Raw genomic sequence first — 20,573 nt, 5'->3', positions numbered from 1 at the left:
CCGACTCGTTGGCCTCGGCGGCGGGCGACCCGCTACGATGCCTTCAGTGCCGCGGTCACCGACCTGCGGCGCACTGCTGCGGGCGTAGCTCAATGGTAGAGCCCTAGTCTTCCAAACTAGCTACGCGGGTTCGATTCCCGTCGCCCGCTCTGGATGCCGAAGGCCCAGGTGAGCGATTGATCTCCGCTCCCTGGGCCTTCTGGCGTACCGAGAGGGCCCGGTCCCGGCAGACGGCACACGCGCAAGGGGCTCTTCTGACTGGAGCCGTCATGATCGTGGCGGCTGTCGTCTCCTCCTTCTTCCTTCTTGGGTCCCAGGTGTTCCGGCCGTGGCGAGAGCGGGCGGGGCGGGGGGCGACCATGATCACATCGTCGACGCCGAGGGTCTCGGCGAGGCCGGCGGCGGGCTCGCGCCGGCGGGCGGGAGCGGGCCGTGCCGGCGGGCGTGGGTGCCGGGGCACCCGCCGGGTACGCAGGGGATGTGCAGCCAGGGGCGCTGCCCGTCGATGTCGGCGTCCACCACGGGCGCCGTGAAGGCGCCGCTGATCTGGCGGGCGGCTGCCACCTCGCGGCGGAAGCGAACGCGGAACTCGTCGGCGTACCGGCCGTGGACTATCTCGACGGCGAGTCGGCGGCCGTAGGGGGCGGGGCACCTCTCGTTCGAGCGCAGCCGAGAAGTGGGCGGAGCCCCACCCGCTGCCGAGGCGGTCCTCGATCCGGTCGCCACCGGCCTCCGACGGGGCCGGGTCGCGCAGCGCCACTTCCCCGCGTCCCCCGTTGTGCCAGTTGCCCGGCCCCGTTCAGGCCCCGGCTGCCCGGCCGGGTCAGAACCTGATCGAGTTGATGGACTCCGCTATCGAGTTCAGGAACCGGTTGATCGATGGCGCCATGCCGGTCGAGGCGAGGAAGAAGCCGAAGAGGATGGCGACGATCGCCGGGCCGGCCTTGATGTTCCCCCCTCGGATCAACACCACCAGGATGATCGCCAACAGCAGCACCACAGACAGTGAAATGGCCACAACTGATCACACCCTCGGTCGGTCCGCTCTCCCGGCCCGGAGGTACGGCCCGCGCACCCCCGCCAGAACCATCGTGCCACCAACGCGCCCCCCGTATGCGGGTCCTGACGCAACGCCGGACGGGTACACATGCGCGGGACACCTCGCACAGGAATGCGACCGGCGACGCGGTCACGAAATCCACACGAATTCCAGGGACTTCGTTTCAATAACCACGCAATGCACGGGACGGGGAATCCACGTACGGGACACAGAGGCGCCGCATGCCCGAATTAGTCTGTATTAATCGGTACATCCAGGGCGAACGGACGACACCTGTGTGCCCATCATCACGTGGACCCGGATGGCAAGTTCGGCGAATTACGGGGTACCCGCGCGGGATAAGCAGGAATGACAGTGCGGGTTTTACGGAATCCCACAGCCGACGCTAGGGTGCCTGAGATGTTCGACGCCGCAACGTCCCCCGGCCACAGCCGCAGGCCGCTCCCCCCGGCACAGCCGCCGGTGCGCGGAGTGCCCGACCGGCGAACCCCGACGCACGCGCAGGAGCAGTCGCGGACCGACAGACCGGGCAGACAGCGCGACGCGTTCTTCGACAACGCCAAGTACCTCGCGATCGTGCTCGTGGCACTGGGGCACTCCTGGTCGGCCCTCAAGACCGACAACCGGGCCCTCGAATGCCTGTACAACGTCGTGTACACCTTCCACATGCCGGCGTTCATCGTCATCTCCGGCTACTTCTCCCGCAGTTTCGACATGCGCCCGGACCGGCTGAAGCGGCTGGTCACCGGCATGGCCGTCCCGTACCTGCTGTTCCAGACCGCCTATTCGCTGTTCCGGCGCTACGCGGGCCACGCCGACGACCCGATCAGTCTCGTCTCGCCCTACTACCTGACCTGGTTCCTGTGCGCGCTGTTCATCTGGCGCCTGACCACCCCCCTGTGGAAGCTGGTCCGCCGGCCGCTGCCCCTCGCGCTGGGCATCGCCATGGTCGGATCGGTCACCCCGGGCCTCGACGACAACCTGGCCCTCGGCCGCGTCCTGCAGTTCCTGCCCTGTTTCGTCCTCGGCCTGCTGCTGAAGCCCGAGCACTTCGCGCTGATACGCCGGCCCGCGGTGCGGGTGCTGTCCGTACCGGTGTTCGCCGCGGCCCTGGCCGTCGGCTGGTGGACGGTGCCGCGCGTGGACGGCGGATGGTTCTACCGGGAGAGTTCGGCGCAGGACATCGGTGCGCCCTGGTGGACCGGACCGCTGATGACGCTGGCCATGTTCGGCTGCGCGGTGCTGCTGACCGCCTGCTTCCTCGCCTGGGTGCCGGGCCGCCGGACGTGGTTCACCGCGCTCGGCGCGGGCACGCTGTACGGCTACCTGCTCCACGGCTTCGTGGTCAAGGGCACGCTCTACGCGGGCGGGTTCGACCTCGCCGAGCAGTACGGCGCCCTGGGCACGGTCGCCGTCACCGTCCTCGCGGCCGCCGCCGTCACGGTGCTGTGCACCAAGCCGGTGCAGCGCGTCTTCCGCTTCGCGATGGAGCCGAGGATGGAGTGGGCGTTCCGGGAGGACGCGGCCGAACTGGCCCGCGAACGGCAGAAGCCGCGGGAGACGGTCGGCGTCTAGCCGGCCCCGCCCCGTCCGCAGCCCTGCCCGTCCGCCCCCCGTCCGCGACCCGCCCGCCGCGACCCGCCCGTCCACACCCTCGCTCAGGCCGGGAGACCGAGAAGTGCGCGCGTCCTGGCGTACTTCTCGGTCAGCCGTGTCCGGGTCGGCTCGTCGAGCGCCGCGAGCCGCCGCGGGTCGGCGTTGTGCGCCAGGTCGGCCTCCTTCACCAGCAGCGCGCCCGGGGTGGCGAGGATGCGGCGCGTGTACGCCTCCAGTTCCTCCCCGGGCCGCTTGGTGAGGGCGTCCACGATGGCCTTGGTGCGCGGGGTCAGGGCGGCGGCGGCCAGCCACTCCCGGCTGAGCGCGTCGTCCTCGACGGAGTCGTGCAGCCAGGCCGCCGCGATCTGCTCCGGGTCACCGCCGCGGGCCCGCACTCCCTCGGCGACGGCCGCGAGGTGTTCGGCGTACGGCTGCCCCGCCTTGTCGGTCTGCCCCTCGTGGGCGGCCCGCGCGACGGCCTCGACCTCTGCGAGCGTGAGCTGGGTCATGGCTCCAGTGTCCCCCCGCCCCGCACCCGGCGCCCGCACGGAGAACGACCCGGCCCGGCGAGCGGGTTCAGCGGCCGTTCGCCGTCGGCTGGCGGCAGATCAGGAGCAGCGCGCGGTCGTCGTTGACGTCCTTGGCGACCGCCTCGATGAGGTGCCAGGCGGCGCCGTGGAAGCCGCCGGCCACATAGCGGTCGGCCTCGCCGGTGAGCCGGTCGATGCCCTCCACGATGTCCCGGTCAGAGGTCTCCACGAGTCCGTCGGTGAACAGCATCAGCACGTCACCGGGGCGCAGCGAGCCCTTCACGGGGTCGAACTGGGCGCCGTCGTACACGCCGAGCAGCGGCCCCTCGGCGGCCTTCTCCTCCCAGCGACCGCTGCCCGCGCTGAGCTGGAGCCCCGGCGGGTGCCCGGCGGAGTACAGCTCGTAGTCCCCGGAGTCGAGGTCCAGGACCAGGTGGATGGAGGTGGCGAAGCCCTCGTCCCAGTCCTGGCGGAGGAGGTAGCCGTTGGCGGCCGGGAGGAAGGCGTGCGGCGGGAGGGAGCCCAGCAGGCCGCCGAACGCGCCGGACAGCAGCAGGGCGCGCGAGCCCGCGTCCATGCCCTTGCCGGACACGTCGGTGAGCACCGCCTCCAGCGTCCGGCCGCCGTTGGTGCGGGCGGCGACGACGAAGTCACCGGAGAAGGACTGGCCGCCCGCCGGGCGCAGCGCCATCTCGTGGTGCCAGCCCTGCGGCAGCTTCGGCAGCTTGCTCTGCACCCGGATCCGCTCGCGCAGGTCGAACAGCATGGTGCCGCCGCGCCGCCAGGGCACGCCGACCCGGCTGCGGAACTGCGCGGTCAGCAGCCCGAAGAAACCGCAGGCGGCCACCACCAGGACCACGCCCGGGGTGACCCGGGAGGGACCCTCGGTGTACGGGCCGAGCTGTACCGACTCCACGATCAGCGCGGTGGCCGCCGCCGCGTACAGGCCGAGCAGGCTCGCCGGGCGCAGCAGCAGGCCGCCGGCGACGATCGGCAGCACCAGGGTGGCCGGGGAGCACCACACGGAGTCGAGAAGGGTCATGGTCGCGAGGACCGGGACCATCAGCAGCAGTCCGGCGAAGGCGATCCAGTCGGAGCCGTCCCCGCGGAAGTAGTCCACGGCGCTTCTGCGCAGCCCGACGCGGGCCCGGTGCCACTGCATCTTCCACCGGGCCGTGAACGTCTCGGCCTTCGCGCGCCGCTGTCGTCCTGCTGCCATCAGTTCGCGACCCTATCCAGCGGACCGGCTGCTTGGCACGGGAGGTCCCACTTGTCCCCCTGTGGGATTCCACTTCGCCGTCCGTCGGCCGGGTTCCGGCGGGCCGGGACGGGGTGAAAATCACTGGCTCGCCCCCCTTCGCCCTGATAGGCATGGCGCATGGGGACTGAGAGCGGGACCGAGTTGAGGACGCTGCGCCCGGAGGAGTTCGACCCGTGGTGGGACCATCTGGTCCGCGCGTTCGGCGGTGGAGCGGCCTCCGCAGAGGAACGGGAACTGGACAAGTCACTCACCGAGTTCGACCGTTCCCTGGCCGCCTGGGACGGGGACGCGCTCGTCGGCACGTCCGGGGCCTTCAGCTTCCGGATGACCGTGCCGGGCGGGGCGGTGGTGCCCACCGCGGGCGTGACGATGGTCAGCGTGGCCGCGACGCACCGGCGGCGCGGGGTGCTGACGTCGATGATGCGGCGGCTGATGGACGACGCGCGTGAGAAGGGCGAGCCGCTGGCCGCGCTGTTCGCCTCCGAGCCCGCGATCTACGGCCGCTTCGGGTACGGCGCTGCGACCTCCCAGCTCATCGCCGAGATCGACACCGGCCGGGTGACCCTGGCGGTGCCCGAGGGCACCGATGAACCGCGCCTGCGCTACGCCGCGCCCGCCGATGTGCTGGCGGAGTGCGAGGCGGTGTACGCGGCCCTGGTGCCCCGGCGCCCGGGCATGCTGGCGCGGCAGCCCGGCTGGGAGCGGGCCGCGCTGCTCGACCCGGAGAACGAGCGGGAGGGCGCGTCGGCCCTGCAGTGCGTGGTCGCCGAACGGGACGGTGAGATCACCGGCTACGCGCGCTTCCGTACGAAGATGGGCTGGGGGCGGGGCGGTCACGACGGCACGGTGACCCTGGAGGACCTGGCCGCGCTGGATCCGGGGAGCGAGGCGGCGCTGTGGCGCTTCCTGTTCGGCATCGACCTGATGACGACGCTGAAGATGCGGGCGCGGCCGGTCGACGACGCCTGGCAGTACCTGGTCTCCGACATCCGCCGCTGCCTGCCGCAGCAGCGGGACGCCGGGTACGTCCGGCTGGTGGACGTGGGAGCGGCCCTCACGGCCCGTACGTATCTGACGCCCGTCGACGTCGTGTTCGAGGTCGAGGACGCCTTCTGCCCGTGGACCGCGGGGCGTTGGCGGCTGACCGGCGACCCGAAGGGCGCGTCCTGCGAGCGGACGGCCGACGCGGCCGATCTCGCCCTGTCGGTGCGGGAGTTGGGCGCGGCGTATCTGGGCGGAGTGACCCTGCTGTCGCTGGCCGCGGCCGGGCGGGTGCGGGAGCTGCGGCCGGGGGCGCTGGCGGAGGCGTCGGTGGCGTTCGGCTCACCGGTGGCCCCGTGGTTGCCCCACGGCTTCTAGGCCGGCGTCTCTCGCAGGCCGGTCAGCGTTTCTGGCAGGTCGGGCACCAGAAGAGGTTGCGGGCGGCGAGGTCCGCGGTGCGGATGCCGTCGCCGCAGACGTGGCAGGACAGGTTCGCCCGGCGGTAGACGTACACCTCGCCGCCGTGGTCGTCGACGCGGGGCGGGCGGCCCATGGCCTCCGGGGTGTGCTCCGGGCGGACGGTGTCGATCCGGTTGTTCCGGACGCCCTCCCGCATCAGCGCGACCAGGTCGGCCCAGACCGCGTCCCACTCGGCCGGTGTGATGTCCCGGCCCGCGCGGTAGGGGTCGATGCCGTGCCGGAACAGCACCTCGGCGCGGTACACGTTGCCGACGCCGGCCACGATCTTCTGGTCCATGAGCAGGGCGGCGATCGTCGTACGGCTGCGGGAGATCCTGCGGTAGGCCGTGCCCGGGTCGGCGTCCGCGCGCAGCGGGTCGGGGCCGAGCCGGTCGTGGACCGCCCGCTTCTCGGCGTCCGTGATCAGGGCGCAGGTGGTGGGGCCGCGCAGATCGACGTACGACGTGTCGTCTGCGAGCCGGAGCCGGACGGTGTCGGCCGGCGGGGGCGCCGGGGCGTCCCCGAAGCCGACCTTGCCGAAGAGGCCGAGGTGGATGTGGACCCAGTCGCCGTCCCGGAAGCCCAGGAAGAGGTGCTTGCCGTGGGCTTCCGTGGCGGTGAGCTCGGTGCCGTCCAGCAGGGCGGCGGCGTCGGAGAACTTGCCCTGGGGGCTGGTGACGCGGACGGCCCGTCCCGAGAAGCGCTCGGCGTAGTCCTGGGCCAGCCGGTGGATCGTGTGCCCCTCTGGCACGGGTCCCCGTTCCTTCCCGCCCCCTGGGGGGCTCAGTCCTGCTGCGGGTGGTGGGCCGGGATCGGCGGGAGGTCGCCGGTGGTCTCGTACGCCGACAGCATGTCGATGCGGCGGATGTGACGCTCGTCACCGGAGAACGGGGTGTTGAGGAAGACCTCGACGAACTTGGTCGCCTCCTCCGTGCTGTGCATGCGCGCGCCCACGGCCACCACGTTGGCGTTGTTGTGCTGCCGGCCGAGCGTCGCCGTCTCCTCGCTCCAGGCCAGCGCCGCGCGCACGCCCTTCACCTTGTTGGCGGCGATCTGCTCGCCGTTGCCGGAGCCGCCGATGACGATGCCGAGGGCGTCCGGGTCCGCGGCCGTCCGCTCCGCGGCGCGGAGGCAGAAGGGCGGGTAGTCGTCCTGGGCGTCGTAGATGTGCGGCCCGCAGTCGACGGGCTCGTGGCCGGCGGCCTTCAGCCACTCGACGAGGTGGTTCTTGAGTTCGTAGCCCGCATGGTCGGAGCCGATATACACGCGCATGCCACGAGTGTGACACGCCCGTATCGGGGCAGCAGCCCCAGGGTGTCGGCGGACACCCGGGGCGGAAATTGTGAGACAGGCCATAGATCCTCAAGGGAACCTCAAGTAACGATACGGATTCAGAGGTTCCCGAATTCGTTCACCTCGGATTCACTGGACCGACTCGTACACCGCTCGTACGGGCAGCACTACCTGGCGCAAAGGAAATCCGTCCATGACCCCTGGTTCGGGCCTCCAAGCAGGACTGAAAAACCGCCACCTTTCGATGATCGCGATCGGTGGCGTCATCGGAGCCGGCCTCTTCGTCGGTTCCAAAGCCGGTATCGCCACCGCGGGACCCGGCATCCTCCTGTCCTACGCCCTCGTCGGCACCCTCGTCGTCCTCGTGATGCGCATGCTCGGCGAGATGTCCGCCGCCAATCCGACCTCCGGCTCGTTCTCGGCGCACGCCGACCGCGCGCTGGGCCGCTGGGCCGGGTTCTCCATCGGCTGGCTCTACTGGTTCTTCTGGGTCGTCGTGCTCGCCGTCGAGGCGACCGCCGGTGCCCAGATCCTCGAAGGCTGGGTCCCGGCCGTCCCGCAGTGGGGCTGGGCCCTCATCGTGATGACCGTGCTGACCGCGACCAACCTGGTCTCCGTCGGCTCCTACGGCGAGTTCGAGTTCTGGTTCGCCGGGATCAAGGTCGTGGCGATCGGCGCGTTCATCGTCGTCGGCCTGCTGGCCATCTTCGGCGTCCTGCCGGGTGTGCACGCCGACCAGGCGAGCTTCGGCAACCTGACCTCGCACGGCGGATTCCTGCCGCACGGTCCGGGATCGATCCTCACCGGTGTGCTGCTGGTCGTCTTCTCCTTCATGGGCAGCGAGATCGCCACGCTGGCGGCCGGCGAGTCCGAGGACCCGCAGCGCGCGGTCACCAAGTCCACCAACAGCATCATCTGGCGGATCGGCGTCTTCTACCTGGGCTCGATCCTGGTCGTGGTCTCGCTGCTGCCGTGGGACGACGCGTCCATCGCGAAGGACGGTTCCTACGTCGCCGCGCTGAACTCGCTGGGCATCGCGCACGCCGGTCAGATCATGAACTTCATCGTGCTGACCTCGGTGCTGTCCTGTCTGAACTCCGGCCTCTACACGGCCTCCCGCATGGCCTTCTCGCTCGGCCAGCGGGGCGACGCGCCGAAGGCGTTCGCGCGGGTCAACGGCCGGGGTGTGCCGATGACGGCGATCCTCGCGTCGGTGGTGTTCGGCTTCGTCGCCGTCTTCTTCAACTACCTGTCCCCGGACAAGATCTTCCTCTTCCTCGTCAACTCCTCCGGCGCGGTGGCCCTGTTCGTGTGGCTGGTCATCTGCTTCTCGCAGCTGCGGATGCGGAAGATCATCCAGCGCGAGGCGCCGGAGAAGCTCGTCGTGCGGATGTGGCTGTACCCGTACCTGACCTGGGCGACGGCCGCGCTGATCGTGTTCGTCCTCGGCTACATGCTGACCGACACCGAGCACGACGGCCGCGAGACCGTGCTGCTGTCGCTGCTGGTCGCGGCGATCGTGCTGGTGATCGCCGTGGTGAAGGAGCGGATCCGGGCCGGCCGCCCGGCCCCCGCCGCCGAGGCCCCGGCCGACAAGGTGTCCGTCGGCTGATCCGGCCCGGCACGGCCGTACGCCATGGCCGCATAACCTGACGGAAGCTGTCAGGTTATGCGGCCATGCTGCGTTCCATGACGCACACGGACCAGCGCACCGGCCTGACCCTCCTCCGCCCCGGCGACGTCGGCTACGACGACGAGCTCGCCGCCTTCCAGCTCGGCTTCGTCCAGCGGCCCGGGGTGATCGCGCCCGCCCGTACCGCGCAGGACGTGGTGGCCGCCGTACGGTACGCCGCCGGGCGCGGCCTGCCCGTGGGCGTGCAGGCCACCGGACACGGGCTGCCCGGCGGCTACGAGGGCGGGCTGCTGGTGACGACGAAACGGATGGACGGGATCACCGTCGACCCCGGGGCGCGTACGGTCCGGGTGGGGGCCGGGGTGCGCTGGGGCCAGGTGGTCCGGGCGGCCGAGCCGTACGGGCTGGCGCCGCTCAACGGCTCGGCGCCGGGCGTGGGCGCGGTGTCGTACACCCTGGGCGGCGGGCTCGGCATCCTGGCCCGGGAGTTCGGGTACGCGGCCGACCACGTGCGGTGGCTGGAGCTCGTCACCGCCGACGGCACGCTCCGCCGGGTCACCCCGGACTCCGACCCCGACCTGTACTGGGCGCTGCTCGGCGCCGGGCAGAACCTGGGCGTCGTCACCGAGCTGGAGATCGGGCTCGTCCCGGTGCGGACGCTGTACGGCGGCTCGCTCGCCTTCGACGGGCGGACGGTGGACCCGGCGGCCGCGCTGCGGGCGTACGAAGCCTGGACGCGGACGGTGCCGGACGGGCTGACCTCGTCCTTCGCGGCCGTACCGTACCCGGACGTGCCCGCGCTGCCGCCGCATCTGCGCGGCACGTACGTCATCTCGGTCCGGGTCGCCCACACGGGACCCGGCGGCCCGGACATCGTCGCCCCGCTGCGGGAGATCGGCCCGGTGCTGTCGGACTCGCTGCGCGAGATGCCGTACGCCGAGAGCCACACCATCCACAGCGACCCGGACTTCCCGCACGCCTACCACGGCGACAGCGCGGTGCTGCGGGAGCTGGACGTCGAACGGGCCGGTGAGCTGCTGCGGCGGACCGGGCCGGCGGCGGACCTGATGTGTGTGGTGCAGGTCAACCACCTGGGCGGGGCGCTAGCGCGGCCGGCGCCGAACGCGGTGCCGTACCGGGAGGGGCGGTTCCTGGTGCGGGTGCTGACGGCCGGGGACAGGGAGCGGGCGCGGGCCGTGCTGGACCCGGTGTTCGCGCTGCTGGCCGAGGACACGCTCGGCCGGTCGCTCAACTTCGCCTTCGGCGCGGGCGACCGGGGCGCGGGGCTGTACGACGCCGAAACGCGAAAGAGGCTCGCCCGGGTGAAGGAGACCTACGACCCGGCGAACCTCTTCCGCAGGAACTACGGCGTCAGCGCTTGTTGACCAGCTTCCAGGCGGTGGGCAGCGCGCCCATCGCCAGGGCGGCCTTGAGGGCGTCACCGATCAGGAACGGGGTGAGGCCGGCCGCGACGGCCTGGGACGCGGACAGGTGGGCGGCCAGGGCGAGGTAGGGGACGCCGACCGCGTAGACGACGGCCTCGCCGAGGATCATCGTGCCGGCCATGCGCAGCGGGGAGCGGTCGGCACCGCGGCGGGCCAGGGCGCCGACGAGGGCGGAGGCGAGCAGCATGCCGAGGACGTAGCCGAAGGAGACCATGCCCGCGCCGGAGGCGCCCTGCGCGAACCACGGCACGCCCGCCACACCGGCCACCGCGTACAGCGCGAGGGAGAGGAAGCCGCGGCGGGCGCCGAGCGTGGTGCCGACGAGCAGCGCGGCGAAGGTCTGGCCGGTCACCGGCACCGGGGAGCCGGGCACCGGCACGGAGAGCTGGGCCGCGAGACCGGTGAGCACCGCGCCGCCGACGACGAGGGCGACGTCACGGACGCGGGACGCGGGCAGCAGGTCGGCGAGGACGGCGCCGGGGCGGGCGGCGGCGGTGGCGGTGCTCATGGGGACTCCGCGGGTGACGGGGACATGCTGGGACAGGGTGACGCTATCCGAGCCGGCTGCGGCCGATCACCGTCAGCGCCCGACAAAGGACGGAACGAGAGCTTCGTGGGCTCCGGACAAAGAGTGCCGGATACACCGGTCGAGGCGTGACCCTGATCACTGAGGCAGGGACGTTTCGCTCACGTGAAGCCGGTGCGGACGGAACTGTGCGGTCTCACCAAACGAACCCTGGTCGTCTGTCGGATCCGTTCCCCCTGCCCTACCCTTCAGCCATGGTTGCCCAGGCCCGCTGTCTCACCTCGCGTCGGTATGTCGATCTGCGACGCCAGGGCACGGCCACCTGTCGCCGTCCGGGATAGAGGCGGGCCGTCCGGCACGCCTCACCCCCTCCGAGCCTCCGAGACGTGTCGGCCCCGCTCCCGAGGACGGTCCTCCATGCCCCGTACCGCCGTTCCCACCCTGCCCTCGCCCGTGCCGCGTGCCGCCGACAGCGACCGGCGGCGCACCAGCGCCAGCGTCGTGCTGCGCTCCGTGCTGGAGCACGGCCCGGTGGCGCGCAGCACCATCGCCCGGCTGACCGGGCTCTCCCCCGCGTCGGTGACCGAGCACTGCGCCCGGCTGGCCGAGCGGGGCCTCATCCGGGAGTCGGCCGCGCCCCGCCGCTCGAACGGGGTCGGCCGGCCGCACGTGCCCGTCGACCTGGACGACACCCGTTTCCTGGTCGCCGGGGTGCACGTGGCCGTGCCGTACACCACGGTGGCGCTGCTGGACCTGCGGGGCCGGGTGGTGGCCCGGCGGGAGTTGCGGCACGAACGGACCGATCCGGCCTGGGTGGTGGCGCGGGCCGCCGAGGGCCTCGCGGGGCTGCTCGCCGGGGTGCCGGGCCGGCGCCCGCTGGGGGTCGGGGTGGCGGTGGGCGGCTGGGTGGACCGGGAGACGGGCATCGTGGTCGAGCACGAGCTGCTGGGCTGGCGGGACGTCCCGGTGCGGGAGCTGCTCGGCGCCAGCACCGGCCTGCCGGTCCAGGTGGACGGGCACGCGCGGGCGCTGGTGCACGGGGAGCGGCTGTTCGGGCGGGCCCGGGGCAGCCGGAGCGTGCTGCACCTGTTCGTCGGCAACGTGGTGGACGCCGCCTTCGCCACCCATGACGGGGTGCACTACGGCCCCCGGTCCGCGGCCGGCGCGATCGCCCATCTGCCGGTGCCGGGCGGCACCGAGCCGTGCGCGTGCGGCCGTACCGGCTGCCTCCAGGTGGAGCTGAGCGAGCGGACGTTGTGCCGGCGGGCGCGGGCGGCCGGGGTGGCCGACTCGGCCAACCCGATGCGAGTGGTGGCCGCGGCGGCGGGCGGGGACCCGGTGGCCCGGCGGCTGCTGGTGGAGCGGGCGCGTACGACCGGGCGGGCGGCAGGACTGCTGCTGGACGTGCTGAACCCGGAGACGGTCGTCGTCACCGAGATCGGGGTCATCCATGTCGAGGGCTGCCTCGACGCCTTCCGGGACGCGGTCGGTCCGGCGCGCTCCGCCGCTGTCCTCCCGACGAGTTTCCCGGATTCCGTGCTGGCGGTGGCGGGCGGATCCGTCGTACTGGACGCGTTGTTCCGGGATCCGCTGGGCGCGTCACCTGAGGGTATTTAATTCAGAAACTCGGAATGTTGACAGGGGTCGAGCGTGGCCGGGAACATCCTGGTCATGAGCCCTCTCACGAGCTGTCGCACTCTCTGTTGCTGACATGTTGCCGCGCATGAAGCGCGTGTTTCCCGCTGCGTGAGTCCTCTTCCTCCGGCCTGCTTCCCCCGGAATTCCTCCTGCTTTTCTCTTCTTTTTCTCCTGGGAGTCCTCCCATGCACCGTCGTGCCTTTCTCACCTCCGTGTTCGGCGCGTCCGCCGCCGTCGCCGGACTGTCCGGCTGCGCGCAGGGCAACGCCGCCGCCGACACCCGTGGCGCCGCCACCGAGCCGCTCGCCGACACGGTCCCGGCCGGCACCAGCCTGAAGATCGCCTCCTATCTGGGCCAGCAGCAACTCCAGTTCCGGCTGGCGAAGCTGCCCCCACTGCCGTTCAAGGTGTCCGCCTGGGTGAACATCGGGGCGGGACCGGACGTGATCAACGCGTTCCGCGCCCGGTCCCTGGACCTCTCCAACAACGCCGGCATCCCGCCGATCCAGGCCCACTACCAGGGCTTCGACGCGAAGATCGTGGCGATCGGCATCACCCGCAAGCCCAACTACCTGTTCGCCACCAGGCCCGGCAGCGACATCCGCGCGGTCGCGGACTTCAAGGGCAGGAAGCTGGCCTTCTCGCAGGGCCAGGCCCAGGGTGTCGTGCTGCTGCGGGCGCTGAAGAAGGCGGGCCTGGCCTACGACGAGGTGAAGCTGGTCCCGCTGACCAGCAACCAGTTCTTCACCGCCCTCCAGTCCGGGCAGGTGGACGTGGCCCCGCTCGCCATCAACCAGGCGCCGGCCTACCTGAAGCAGTACGCGTCCAAGGGCGCCCGCTCCATCCCCACCGACGTCGTCGACCTGCTCAACCTGCTGTGGGCGCCGCAGTCCGTGCTGAACGACCCGGCCAAGGCCGCGGCGATCGCCGCCTACATCCCGCAGTGGGCCAAGGGCCAGGTGTGGCAGTACGAGCACCCGGACGTGTGGAACGAGGAGTTCTACGTCAAGACGCAGAACCTGACCCTCGCACAGGCCCGGGGCATCACCGAGCTGGCCAACAAGCCGCTGTTCCCGCCCAGCTGGGACGAGGCGGTCAAGTGGGAGCAGGAGACCGCCGATCTGCTCGCCGAGGGCGGCTTCGTGAAGAAGTTCGACGTGTCCTCGCTGTTCGACCACCGCTTCGAGTCCATCGCCGCCGAGGCCGTACCCGAGGAGTACCGGAGGTGACCGCCGTGACCACCACGACCGCCGTTCCCCGGACCGCCGCCGGGGACCTCCCCCAGGTCCGCCGGCGCCGCCGGCTCTCCCCCGGCCGCAGGCTGCCCGCCGCCCGGCTCATCGGCCCGCTGGTGCTGTTCGCCGTGTGGGCCGCCGCCTCGGCCGCCGGAGCGCTGGACCCGGGGGCGATCCCCGCGCCCTGGACCGTCCTGCGCACCGCAGGCCACCTGTGGACCGACGGCACCCTGCCCACCGATGTGCTGACCTCCCTCAAGCGGGCAGGCTACGGCTTCGCGATCGGCCTGACCGCCGGGGTGCTGCTCGCCCTCGCCTCCGGTCTGAGCCGGGCCGGGGAGGCACTGATCGACGGGACGGTGCAGCTCAACCGGGCGATCCCCACCCTCGGTCTGATCCCGCTGTTCATCCTCTGGCTGGGCATCGGCGAGACCTTCAAGATCGCCATCATCGCGATCGTCGTCTACGTCCCGGTCTACCTGAACACGCACGCCGCGCTGTCCGGCATCGACAGCCGCTTCGTCGAACTCGCCGAGGCGCAGGGCCTGTCCCGGCTCGCCTTCGTCCGCCAGGTGGTGATCCCCGGCGCGCTGCCCGGATTCTTCGTGGGACTCCGGCTCGGTGTGACCGGCTCCTGGCTGGGCCTGGTGGTCCTGGAGCAGATCAACGCCACCAGTGGGCTCGGCTACCTGATGTTCCAGGCGCAGAACTACGGCCAGACCGACGTCATCCTGGTCGGCCTGCTGATCTACGGCGTGTTCGGCCTGGTCTCCGACAGCGTGGTCCGTCTGATCGAACGGAGGGTGCTGTCATGGCGCCGCACACTGAGCAGCTGACCCGGCCCGCCGTCCGACTGCGCGGCCTGACCCGGTCGTTCGCGGGCCGTACCGTCCTCGACGGCATCGACCTCGATCTGCCCGCCGGACAGTTCACGGCCCTGCTCGGGCACAGCGGCTCCGGCAAGTCGACCCTGCTGCGGGCGGTGGCCGGGCTCGATCACGGCGTGGCCGGCGGCGGGCGGCTCACCGCGCCCGAGCGGGTGTCGGTGGTGTTCCAGGACTCACGGCTGCTGCCCTGGCGCCGGGTGCTGGACAACGTCCTGCTCGGCCTGGACGGCAAGGACGCCGTCGAACGCGGCCGGGCCGCCCTGGCGGAGGTCGGCCTCGCGGGCCGGGAGCGGGCCTGGCCGGGCGAGCTGTCCGGCGGCGAGGCCCAGCGGGCGGCGCTGGCCCGCTCCCTGGTCCGCGAGCCGGAACTGCTGCTGGCGGACGAGCCGTTCGGGGCGCTGGACGCGCTCACCCGGATCAGGATGCACCACCTGCTGCGCGAGCTGTGGACGCGCCACCGGCCGTCCGTCCTGCTCGTCACCCACGACGTGGACGAGGCGATCGTGCTCGCCGACCGGGTCCTCGTCCTGGACCGGGGCCGGATCGGCCTCGACCTGACCATCGACCGTCCCCACCCGCGCTCCTACCGCGAGCCGCTGCTGGGCGAGTACCGCGAGCGGCTGCTGGCCGCCCTCGGCGTCACGGAGGACCACCGGTGACCGCGAGACAGCTCCACCTGAACGCGTTCCTGATGAACACCGGCCACCACGAGGCGTCCTGGCGGCTCCCCGAGAGCGACCCGTACGCCCACGTGGAGCTGAGCCACTACGTCCGGCTCGCCCGGACCGCCGAACGCGGCACCTTCGACTCGCTCTTCCTCGCCGACGGCCCCCAGCTGTGGAGCAACCTCGCCCAGCGGCCGGCCGGCGCGCTGGAACCGCTCACCCTGCTGACCGCGCTGGCGACGGCGACCGAGCACATCGGCCTGATCGCCACCGCGTCCACCTCCTACAACTCCCCGTACAACCTGGCCCGCAGGTTCGCCTCGCTGGACATCGTCAGCGGCGGCCGGGCCGGCTGGAACATCGTCACCACCGCGGGCAAGGAGGCCGCCCGCAACTTCGGGCTCGACGAGGAGCCCCCGCACGCGGAGCGGTACGCGCGCGCCGCCGAGTTCCTGGACGTGGCCCTCAAGCTGTGGGACAGCTGGGAGGACGACGCGATCGTCGCCGACAAGGCGGCCGGCGTCTGGGGCGACGACAGCAAGATCCACCCGCCCCGGCACCGGGGGACGTACTTCAGCGTCGCCGGCCCCCTCAATGTGCCGCGCACCCCGCAGGGGTACCCGCTGCTGGTCCAGGCCGGGTCGTCGGAGGACGGCAAGGCCTTCGCCGCCCGGTACGCCGAGGCGGTGTTCACCGCCCAGCAGACCCTCGCCGGCGCCCAGGCCTTCTACGCCGACCTCAAGTCCCGTGCCGCCCGGGCCGGCCGGGACCCCGGGCGCCTGAAGGTGCTGCCGGGGATCGTCCCGGTGCTCGGGTCGACGGAGGCCGAGGCACGGGCCGCCGAACGGCTGCTGGAGGACCACATCGTGTACGAGCACGGCGTGGACCGCCTGGAGAACCTGCTGCGTCTCCCGGCGGGCACCCTGGAGCTGGACGGCCCGCTGCCCTCCGATCTGCCGCCGGAGTCCGCCATCGAGGGCGCCAAGAGCCGCTACACGCTCGTCGTGGAGCTGGCCCGGCGCGACCGGCTCACCGTCCGGGAGCTGATCGGCCGGCTCGGCGGCGGGCGCGGGCACCTCACCTTCACCGGGACGCCCGAGCAGGTCGCCGACCGGATCGAGACCTGGTTCACGCGCGGCGCCGCCGACGGTTTCAACGTCATGCCGGCCGTGCTGCCCTCCGGCCTGGACGCCTTCGTCGAGCACGTCGTACCGCGCTTGCGCGCCCGCGGCCTGTTCCGCGCCGAGTACGGGCCCCGGCAGACCCTCCGGGAGCGCTACGGCCTCCCCCGCCCCGCCAACCAGTACCTGACCCCCGCCTTCAGCTGAGAGGAACCCCGATGTCCATCGAGATCACCAAGGTCACCGCCCGTATCGGCGCGCGCGTCTCCGGCGTCGACATCACCCGGCCGCTCGCCCCGGAGGAGGTCACCGCGATCCGTGAGGCCCTGGGCGTCCACAAGGCGCTCGTCTTCGACGCCGACGGCCTGGACGACGCCGGCCAGCAGTCCTTCGCCCGCCACTTCGGCGACCTGACCACGGCGCACCCGACGGTCGGCGCGGTCGACGGCGCCCCGAACGTGCTGCCGGTCGACAGCGAGCGGGGCCGCGCCAACCACTGGCACACGGACGTCACCTTCGTCCTCAACCCGCCGCAGGCCAGCACCCTGCGCTCGCTCACCGTCCCGCCGTACGGCGGCGAGACGCTGATCGCCAACGCGGCGGCGGCCTACCGCGACCTGCCCGAGCCGCTGCGCCGCCTGGCCGACACCCTGTGGGCGGAACACACGAACGACTACGACTACGCGGTGCCGGACGAGGAGATCGACGAGGAGAGGGCCGCCCAGCGCGCCCAGTTCACCTCCATCAAGTACCGCACCGCGCACCCGGTGGTACGCGTCCATCCGCTGACCGGCGAGCGCGGACTGTTCATCGGCGGGTTCGCACAGCGGATCGTCGGCCTGTCGACAGGCGAGTCCCGCACGCTCCTGGACCTGCTGCAGGCGTACGTCACCCGCCCGGAGAACGTGCTGCGCCACCGCTGGTCCGAGCACCAGCTCGTCCTTTTCGACAACCGCAGCACCCAGCACTACGCCATCGACAACTACGACGGTCTGCCGCGCCGTCTGCACCGGGTGACCGTCGCCGGGGACGTCCCGGTCGGCATCGAGGGCAAGGAGAGCTACGCGATCGAGGGCGACGCGTCGCACTACACGCCCGTGGCCGCGTAACCGGGAATTCACCCTGCGTACGCCGGGTGTCCGGATGATGGGCGGCCCTGTCGTGTGAGCGGACGGGCCGCCCAGACTGGCGGGGTTTTTGCCCGCCTATTGCACTGGAGAGCCGCCTCCATGCCCAGCAGCACGACCACGGAGACGCCGCCGCAGCAGCGGGCGGACGCCTCCCTCTCCCACGGCCTCAAGCAGCGCCATCTGTCGATGATCGCCCTGGGCGGGGTGATCGGCGCGGGCCTCTTCGTCGGCTCCGGCGCGGGCATCGCCGCCGCCGGCCCGTCCATCGTGATCGCCTACACCCTCTCCGGCGTCCTGGTGATGCTGGTGATGCGGATGCTCGGCGAGATGTCGGCCGCCTACCCGTCCTCGGGCTCCTTCTCCGCGCACGCCGAGCGGGCGATCGGCCCCTGGGCGGGCTTCGCCGCGGGCTGGTCCTTCTGGGTCCTGCTCTGCACGGCGGTGGGCCTGGAGGGCATCGGCGCCGCGAAGATCGTCCAGAGCTGGCTGCCGGGCACCCCGCAGTGGATGTGGGTCGCGCTGTTCATGGTCGTCTTCTGCGGGGCGAACCTGGCCGCCGTGAAGAACTTCGGTGAGTTCGAGTTCTGGTTCGCCGCGCTGAAGGTGGGCGCGATCAGCCTGTTCCTGATCCTGGGCGCGCTGGCCATCGCGGGTGTGCTGCCCGGCACCGACTCCCCCGGCGCCTCGAACCTGACCGACTTCCTGCCGCACGGCAGCGAGGGCCTGCTGGTGGGCCTGCTCGCCTCGGTCTTCGCGTACGGCGGCCTGGAGACGGTCACCATCGCGGCGGCCGAGTCGGAGGACCCGGTGCGCGGTGTCGCCTCCGCCGTCCGCACGGCGATGTGGCGGATCGCCCTGTTCTACATCGGCTCGATGGCGGTCGTCGTCACCCTCGTCCCCTGGAGCTCGGAGGAGGTCGTGGCGAAGGGCCCGTACGTCGCCACCCTCGACCACCTGGGCATTCCCGGGGCGGGCCAGCTGATGAACGTGGTCGTCCTGGTCGCCCTGCTGTCCGCGATGAACGCCAACATCTACGGCTCCTCGCGCATCGCCTACTCGCTGGTCGAGCGCGGCCAGGGCCCGAAGGCGCTGGCCAGGCTGTCCGGCGGGGTCCCGCGCGCCGCCGTCCTCACCTCCTGCTTCTTCGGCTTCGTGTGCGTGCTGCTCAGCTACTGGCGCCCGGACGACGTCTTCCCCTGGCTGCTGAACATGATCGGCGCGGTCATCCTGGTCGTCTGGATCTTCATCGCGGTCTCCCAGCTGCTGCTCCGCCGCCGCATCGAGCGCGAGGCCCCCGAGAAGCTGGTCGTGCGCATGTGGGGCTTCCCGTGGCTGACCTGGGTCGCCCTGGCCGGAATGGTCGCGATCTTCGTCCTGATGGCCCGCGAGCCCGGCACCCGCGTCCAGCTCTGCTCGACGGGCGGGATGACGCTGGTCCTGGCAGCGGTGGGGTACGCCTGGCAGCGGGCGCGGGCCCGGCGCTGACCGCCGCACCCCCGCGAGGCCCCCACGTGCGACACGTGGGGGCCTTTCTGTTTCTCCGACACTGTTGTTGCTAGCGTGTAGTTGCAAGATACTTGCAATAAGGTTCCGGAGGGGATCACCCATGCCCGTCTACACGCTGCCCGACCTGCCCTACGACTACGCGGCGCTCGCTCCCGTGATCAGTCCCGAGATCATCGAGCTGCACCACGACAAGCACCACGCGGCCTATGTGAAGGGCGCGAACGACACGCTGGAGCAGCTCGCCGAGGCGCGGGACAAGGAGTCATGGGGCTCGATCAACGGCCTGGAGAAGAACCTGGCGTTCCACCTGTCCGGGCACATCCTGCACTCGATCTACTGGCAGAACATGACGGGCCCGAAGGACGGCGGCGGCGAGCCGCTGGCCGCCGACGGCGTGGGCGAGCTGGCCGAGGCGATCAAGGAGTCCTTCGGCTCCTTCGCCGCCTTCAAGACCCAGCTGTCCAAGGCCGCCGCGACCACCCAGGGCTCCGGCTGGGGCGTCCTCGCCCACGAGCCGCTGAGCGGTCGGCTGGTCGTGGAGCAGGTCTACGACCACCAGGGCAACGTCGGCCAGGGCTCCACCCCGATCCTGGTCTTCGACGCCTGGGAGCACGCCTTCTACCTCCAGTACAGGAACCAGAAGGTCGACTTCATCGAGGCCATGTGGCAGGTCGTCAACTGGCAGGACGTCGCCAAGCGCTACGAGGCGGCGAAGTCCCGCGCGAACGTGCTGCTCCTGGCCCCCTGAGAACGTCCTGCCTCGTGATCGTCTTCTCACCCTTCACGACGGCAGGCGGATGAGAGAAGACCCCCGTGAGGACGTGACTCACGGGGGTCTTCCCCTGCGCGGGGCGGACCGGGCTACAGGTTGCTGAAGTCCGGGCCCTCGGTGCGGGTCCGCTTGATCTCGTAGAAGCCCGGTACCGAGGCCACGGCGATCGTGCCGTCCCACAGCCGGGCCGCCTCCTCGCCCTTCGGGGCGGGGGTGACCACCGGGCCGAAGAAGGCGATCTGCTCACCGTCGAGGCCGGGCACCGCGATGACCGGGGTGCCGACGTCCTGGCCGACCTTCTCGATGCCCTCCTTGTGGGAGGCGCGCAGCTCGGGCTCGTACGGGGTGGAGTCCCAGTGGTCGATGAGGGACTCGGGCAGCCCCACGTCCTTCAGCGCGGCGGCCACGGCCGACTTCTCCGGGCCCTCGCCCTGGTTGTGGATACGGGTGCCGAGCGCGGTGTAGAGGTCGCCGAGCACCTCCGCGCCGTGCTCCTGCCGGGCCGCGATGACGACACGGACGGGACCCCACGCCTTGGTCGCGAGCATCTCCCGGTACTCCTCGGGCAGCTCGTCGAGCCGGTTCTCGTTGAGCACGGCGAGGCTCATCACATGCCAGCGGACCTCGATGTCCCGGACCTTCTCCACCTCCAGCACCCAGCGGGAGGTCATCCAGGCCCAGGGGCACAGCGGGTCGAACCAGAAGTCGACGGGGGTCTTGTCCGACATGTCTCTCCTCACGGGGAACACTTTCTCGGGGAAACGCCGCCGCCGGCCGTGCCATTCCCCGTCACCCCCGTCAGGAGCACATGGCAGGATCGGTGCTGTTCAGCCGC

At 71.7% G+C, this 20,573-nt stretch carries 20 protein-coding genes and 1 tRNA gene; 13 read left to right on the top strand and 8 right to left on the bottom strand.

Annotated features, from left to right (window positions below; translation table 11 throughout):
- Positions 1-78: 78 nt before the first annotated feature.
- Positions 79-149, top strand: a tRNA-Gly gene (locus C3492_RS04500).
- Positions 150-363: 214 nt separating this feature from the next.
- Here C3492_RS04500 and C3492_RS44095 read toward each other — a convergent pair.
- Together C3492_RS44095 and C3492_RS04490 are read right to left on the bottom strand one after the other, a co-directional pair.
- Entirely contained in the window at positions 364-726 is a 363-nt protein-coding gene (locus C3492_RS44095; protein ID WP_146075640.1) for a hypothetical protein, read from the bottom strand.
- 97 nt (positions 727-823) lie between these two features.
- Positions 824-1,018 carry a hypothetical protein gene (locus C3492_RS04490; RefSeq protein WP_030648672.1) on the bottom strand — a complete coding sequence of 65 codons (195 nt, stop codon included), beginning with the start codon at positions 1,016-1,018 and terminating at the stop codon, positions 824-826.
- A 513-nt stretch (positions 1,019-1,531) separates the two neighbouring features.
- On the opposite strand from C3492_RS04490, the gene C3492_RS04485 reads away from it, so the two are divergent.
- Complete coding sequence (locus C3492_RS04485) at positions 1,532-2,635, top strand: acyltransferase family protein (protein ID WP_103810437.1); 1,104 nt, start codon at positions 1,532-1,534, stop codon at positions 2,633-2,635.
- 83 nt (positions 2,636-2,718) lie between these two features.
- Here C3492_RS04485 and C3492_RS04480 read toward each other — a convergent pair whose 3' ends face one another.
- On the bottom strand, positions 2,719-3,165 hold the full coding sequence (locus tag C3492_RS04480; RefSeq protein WP_103810391.1) for an HD domain-containing protein: 447 nt from the start codon (positions 3,163-3,165) through the stop codon (positions 2,719-2,721).
- 67 nt (positions 3,166-3,232) lie between these two features.
- The gene (locus tag C3492_RS04475) at positions 3,233-4,405 is read right to left on the bottom strand and encodes a PP2C family protein-serine/threonine phosphatase (protein WP_103810390.1); all 1,173 of its coding nucleotides are present in this window, start codon (positions 4,403-4,405) and stop codon (positions 3,233-3,235) included.
- Between the two features lie 159 nt (positions 4,406-4,564).
- Between C3492_RS04475 and C3492_RS04465 the strand changes: the two genes are divergently transcribed.
- A complete protein-coding gene (locus tag C3492_RS04465; protein ID WP_103810389.1) occupies positions 4,565-5,806 on the top strand; it encodes a GNAT family N-acetyltransferase in 1,242 nt (413 codons plus the stop codon).
- Between the two features lie 22 nt (positions 5,807-5,828).
- Here the strand turns inward: C3492_RS04465 and C3492_RS04460 are convergent, their stop codons facing one another.
- Both C3492_RS04460 and C3492_RS04455 read right to left on the bottom strand, forming a co-directional pair.
- Positions 5,829-6,638 (bottom strand): Fpg/Nei family DNA glycosylase, encoded by an 810-nt coding sequence (locus C3492_RS04460; protein ID WP_103810388.1) that lies wholly within the window; start codon positions 6,636-6,638, stop codon positions 5,829-5,831.
- 32 nt (positions 6,639-6,670) lie between these two features.
- A complete protein-coding gene (locus C3492_RS04455; RefSeq protein ID WP_103810387.1) occupies positions 6,671-7,159 on the bottom strand; it encodes a ribose-5-phosphate isomerase in 489 nt (162 codons plus the stop codon).
- Between the two features lie 214 nt (positions 7,160-7,373).
- On the opposite strand from C3492_RS04455, the gene C3492_RS04450 reads away from it, so the two are divergent.
- Together C3492_RS04450 and C3492_RS04445 are read left to right on the top strand one after the other, a co-directional pair.
- Positions 7,374-8,792 carry an amino acid permease gene (locus tag C3492_RS04450; protein WP_103810386.1) on the top strand — a complete coding sequence of 473 codons (1,419 nt, stop codon included), beginning with the start codon at positions 7,374-7,376 and terminating at the stop codon, positions 8,790-8,792.
- Between the two features lie 77 nt (positions 8,793-8,869).
- Positions 8,870-10,198, top strand: coding sequence for an FAD-binding oxidoreductase (locus C3492_RS04445; RefSeq protein WP_103810436.1), 1,329 nt, complete (start codon positions 8,870-8,872; stop codon positions 10,196-10,198).
- Here the strand turns inward: C3492_RS04445 and C3492_RS04440 are convergent.
- A complete protein-coding gene (locus C3492_RS04440; RefSeq protein ID WP_103810385.1) occupies positions 10,185-10,766 on the bottom strand; it encodes a biotin transporter BioY in 582 nt (193 codons plus the stop codon). The genes C3492_RS04445 and C3492_RS04440 overlap by 14 nt on opposite strands.
- 435 nt (positions 10,767-11,201) lie before the next feature.
- Between C3492_RS04440 and C3492_RS04435 the strand changes: the two genes are divergently transcribed.
- The 8 genes from C3492_RS04435 (at position 11,202) to C3492_RS04400 (ending at position 19,714) form a co-directional block, all read left to right on the top strand.
- On the top strand, positions 11,202-12,401 hold the full coding sequence (locus C3492_RS04435) for an ROK family transcriptional regulator (protein ID WP_103810384.1): 1,200 nt from the start codon (positions 11,202-11,204) through the stop codon (positions 12,399-12,401).
- Positions 12,402-12,607: 206 nt separating this feature from the next.
- Positions 12,608-13,651 carry an ABC transporter substrate-binding protein gene (locus C3492_RS04430; protein WP_103810383.1) on the top strand — a complete coding sequence of 348 codons (1,044 nt, stop codon included), beginning with the start codon at positions 12,608-12,610 and terminating at the stop codon, positions 13,649-13,651.
- The gene (locus C3492_RS04425) at positions 13,648-14,493 is read left to right on the top strand and encodes an ABC transporter permease (RefSeq protein WP_103810382.1); all 846 of its coding nucleotides are present in this window, start codon (positions 13,648-13,650) and stop codon (positions 14,491-14,493) included. The genes C3492_RS04430 and C3492_RS04425 overlap by 4 nt, the downstream gene beginning before the upstream one ends.
- Positions 14,469-15,203: an ABC transporter ATP-binding protein gene (locus C3492_RS04420; protein WP_103810381.1), complete on the top strand. Its 735-nt coding sequence runs from the start codon at positions 14,469-14,471 to the stop codon at positions 15,201-15,203. Before C3492_RS04425 ends, C3492_RS04420 begins: the two co-directional genes overlap by 25 nt.
- Positions 15,200-16,537, top strand: a complete 1,338-nt coding sequence (locus C3492_RS04415) for an LLM class flavin-dependent oxidoreductase (RefSeq protein WP_103810380.1) — start codon at positions 15,200-15,202, stop codon at positions 16,535-16,537. The genes C3492_RS04420 and C3492_RS04415 overlap by 4 nt, the downstream gene beginning before the upstream one ends.
- Before the next feature lie 11 nt (positions 16,538-16,548).
- Entirely contained in the window at positions 16,549-17,439 is an 891-nt protein-coding gene (locus C3492_RS04410; protein WP_103810379.1) for a TauD/TfdA family dioxygenase, read from the top strand.
- 120 nt (positions 17,440-17,559) lie between these two features.
- Complete coding sequence (locus C3492_RS04405; RefSeq protein ID WP_103810378.1) at positions 17,560-18,945, top strand: amino acid permease; 1,386 nt, start codon at positions 17,560-17,562, stop codon at positions 18,943-18,945.
- Positions 18,946-19,066: 121 nt separating this feature from the next.
- On the top strand, positions 19,067-19,714 hold the full coding sequence (locus C3492_RS04400; RefSeq protein ID WP_103810377.1) for a superoxide dismutase: 648 nt from the start codon (positions 19,067-19,069) through the stop codon (positions 19,712-19,714).
- Between the two features lie 113 nt (positions 19,715-19,827).
- On the opposite strand, the gene C3492_RS04395 is transcribed toward C3492_RS04400, so the two are convergent.
- Positions 19,828-20,466 (bottom strand): DsbA family protein, encoded by a 639-nt coding sequence (locus tag C3492_RS04395; protein ID WP_103810376.1) that lies wholly within the window; start codon positions 20,464-20,466, stop codon positions 19,828-19,830.
- Between the last annotated feature and the right edge of the window lie 107 nt (positions 20,467-20,573).

This window comes from Streptomyces sp. Ru62 (assembly GCF_002920615.1).
GTDB lineage: Bacteria > Actinomycetota > Actinomycetes > Streptomycetales > Streptomycetaceae > Streptomyces.
Note: the sequence above shows the minus strand (reverse complement) of the source record. Positions and strands in the feature narration are given on the sequence as shown.

Bases quoted from the DNA above. Each gene is read 5' to 3' on its own strand.
- C3492_RS04480 (WP_103810391.1), bottom strand. From the start codon at position 3,165: ATGACCCAGCTCACGCTCGCAGAGGTCGAGGCCGTCGCGCGGGCCGCC.
- C3492_RS04475 (WP_103810390.1), bottom strand. From the start codon at position 4,405: ATGGCAGCAGGACGACAGCGGCGCGCGAAGGCCGAGACGTTCACGGCC.
- C3492_RS04465 (WP_103810389.1), top strand. From the start codon at position 4,565: ATGGGGACTGAGAGCGGGACCGAGTTGAGGACGCTGCGCCCGGAGGAG.
- C3492_RS04455 (WP_103810387.1), bottom strand. From the start codon at position 7,159: ATGCGCGTGTATATCGGCTCCGACCATGCGGGCTACGAACTCAAGAAC.
- C3492_RS04450 (WP_103810386.1), top strand. From the start codon at position 7,374: ATGACCCCTGGTTCGGGCCTCCAAGCAGGACTGAAAAACCGCCACCTT.
- C3492_RS04445 (WP_103810436.1), top strand. From the start codon at position 8,870: ATGACGCACACGGACCAGCGCACCGGCCTGACCCTCCTCCGCCCCGGC.
- C3492_RS04440 (WP_103810385.1), bottom strand. From the start codon at position 10,766: ATGAGCACCGCCACCGCCGCCGCCCGCCCCGGCGCCGTCCTCGCCGAC.
- C3492_RS04435 (WP_103810384.1), top strand. From the start codon at position 11,202: ATGCCCCGTACCGCCGTTCCCACCCTGCCCTCGCCCGTGCCGCGTGCC.
- C3492_RS04430 (WP_103810383.1), top strand. From the start codon at position 12,608: ATGCACCGTCGTGCCTTTCTCACCTCCGTGTTCGGCGCGTCCGCCGCC.
- C3492_RS04420 (WP_103810381.1), top strand. From the start codon at position 14,469: ATGGCGCCGCACACTGAGCAGCTGACCCGGCCCGCCGTCCGACTGCGC.
- C3492_RS04410 (WP_103810379.1), top strand. From the start codon at position 16,549: ATGTCCATCGAGATCACCAAGGTCACCGCCCGTATCGGCGCGCGCGTC.
- C3492_RS04405 (WP_103810378.1), top strand. From the start codon at position 17,560: ATGCCCAGCAGCACGACCACGGAGACGCCGCCGCAGCAGCGGGCGGAC.
- C3492_RS04400 (WP_103810377.1), top strand. From the start codon at position 19,067: ATGCCCGTCTACACGCTGCCCGACCTGCCCTACGACTACGCGGCGCTC.
- C3492_RS04395 (WP_103810376.1), bottom strand. From the start codon at position 20,466: ATGTCGGACAAGACCCCCGTCGACTTCTGGTTCGACCCGCTGTGCCCC.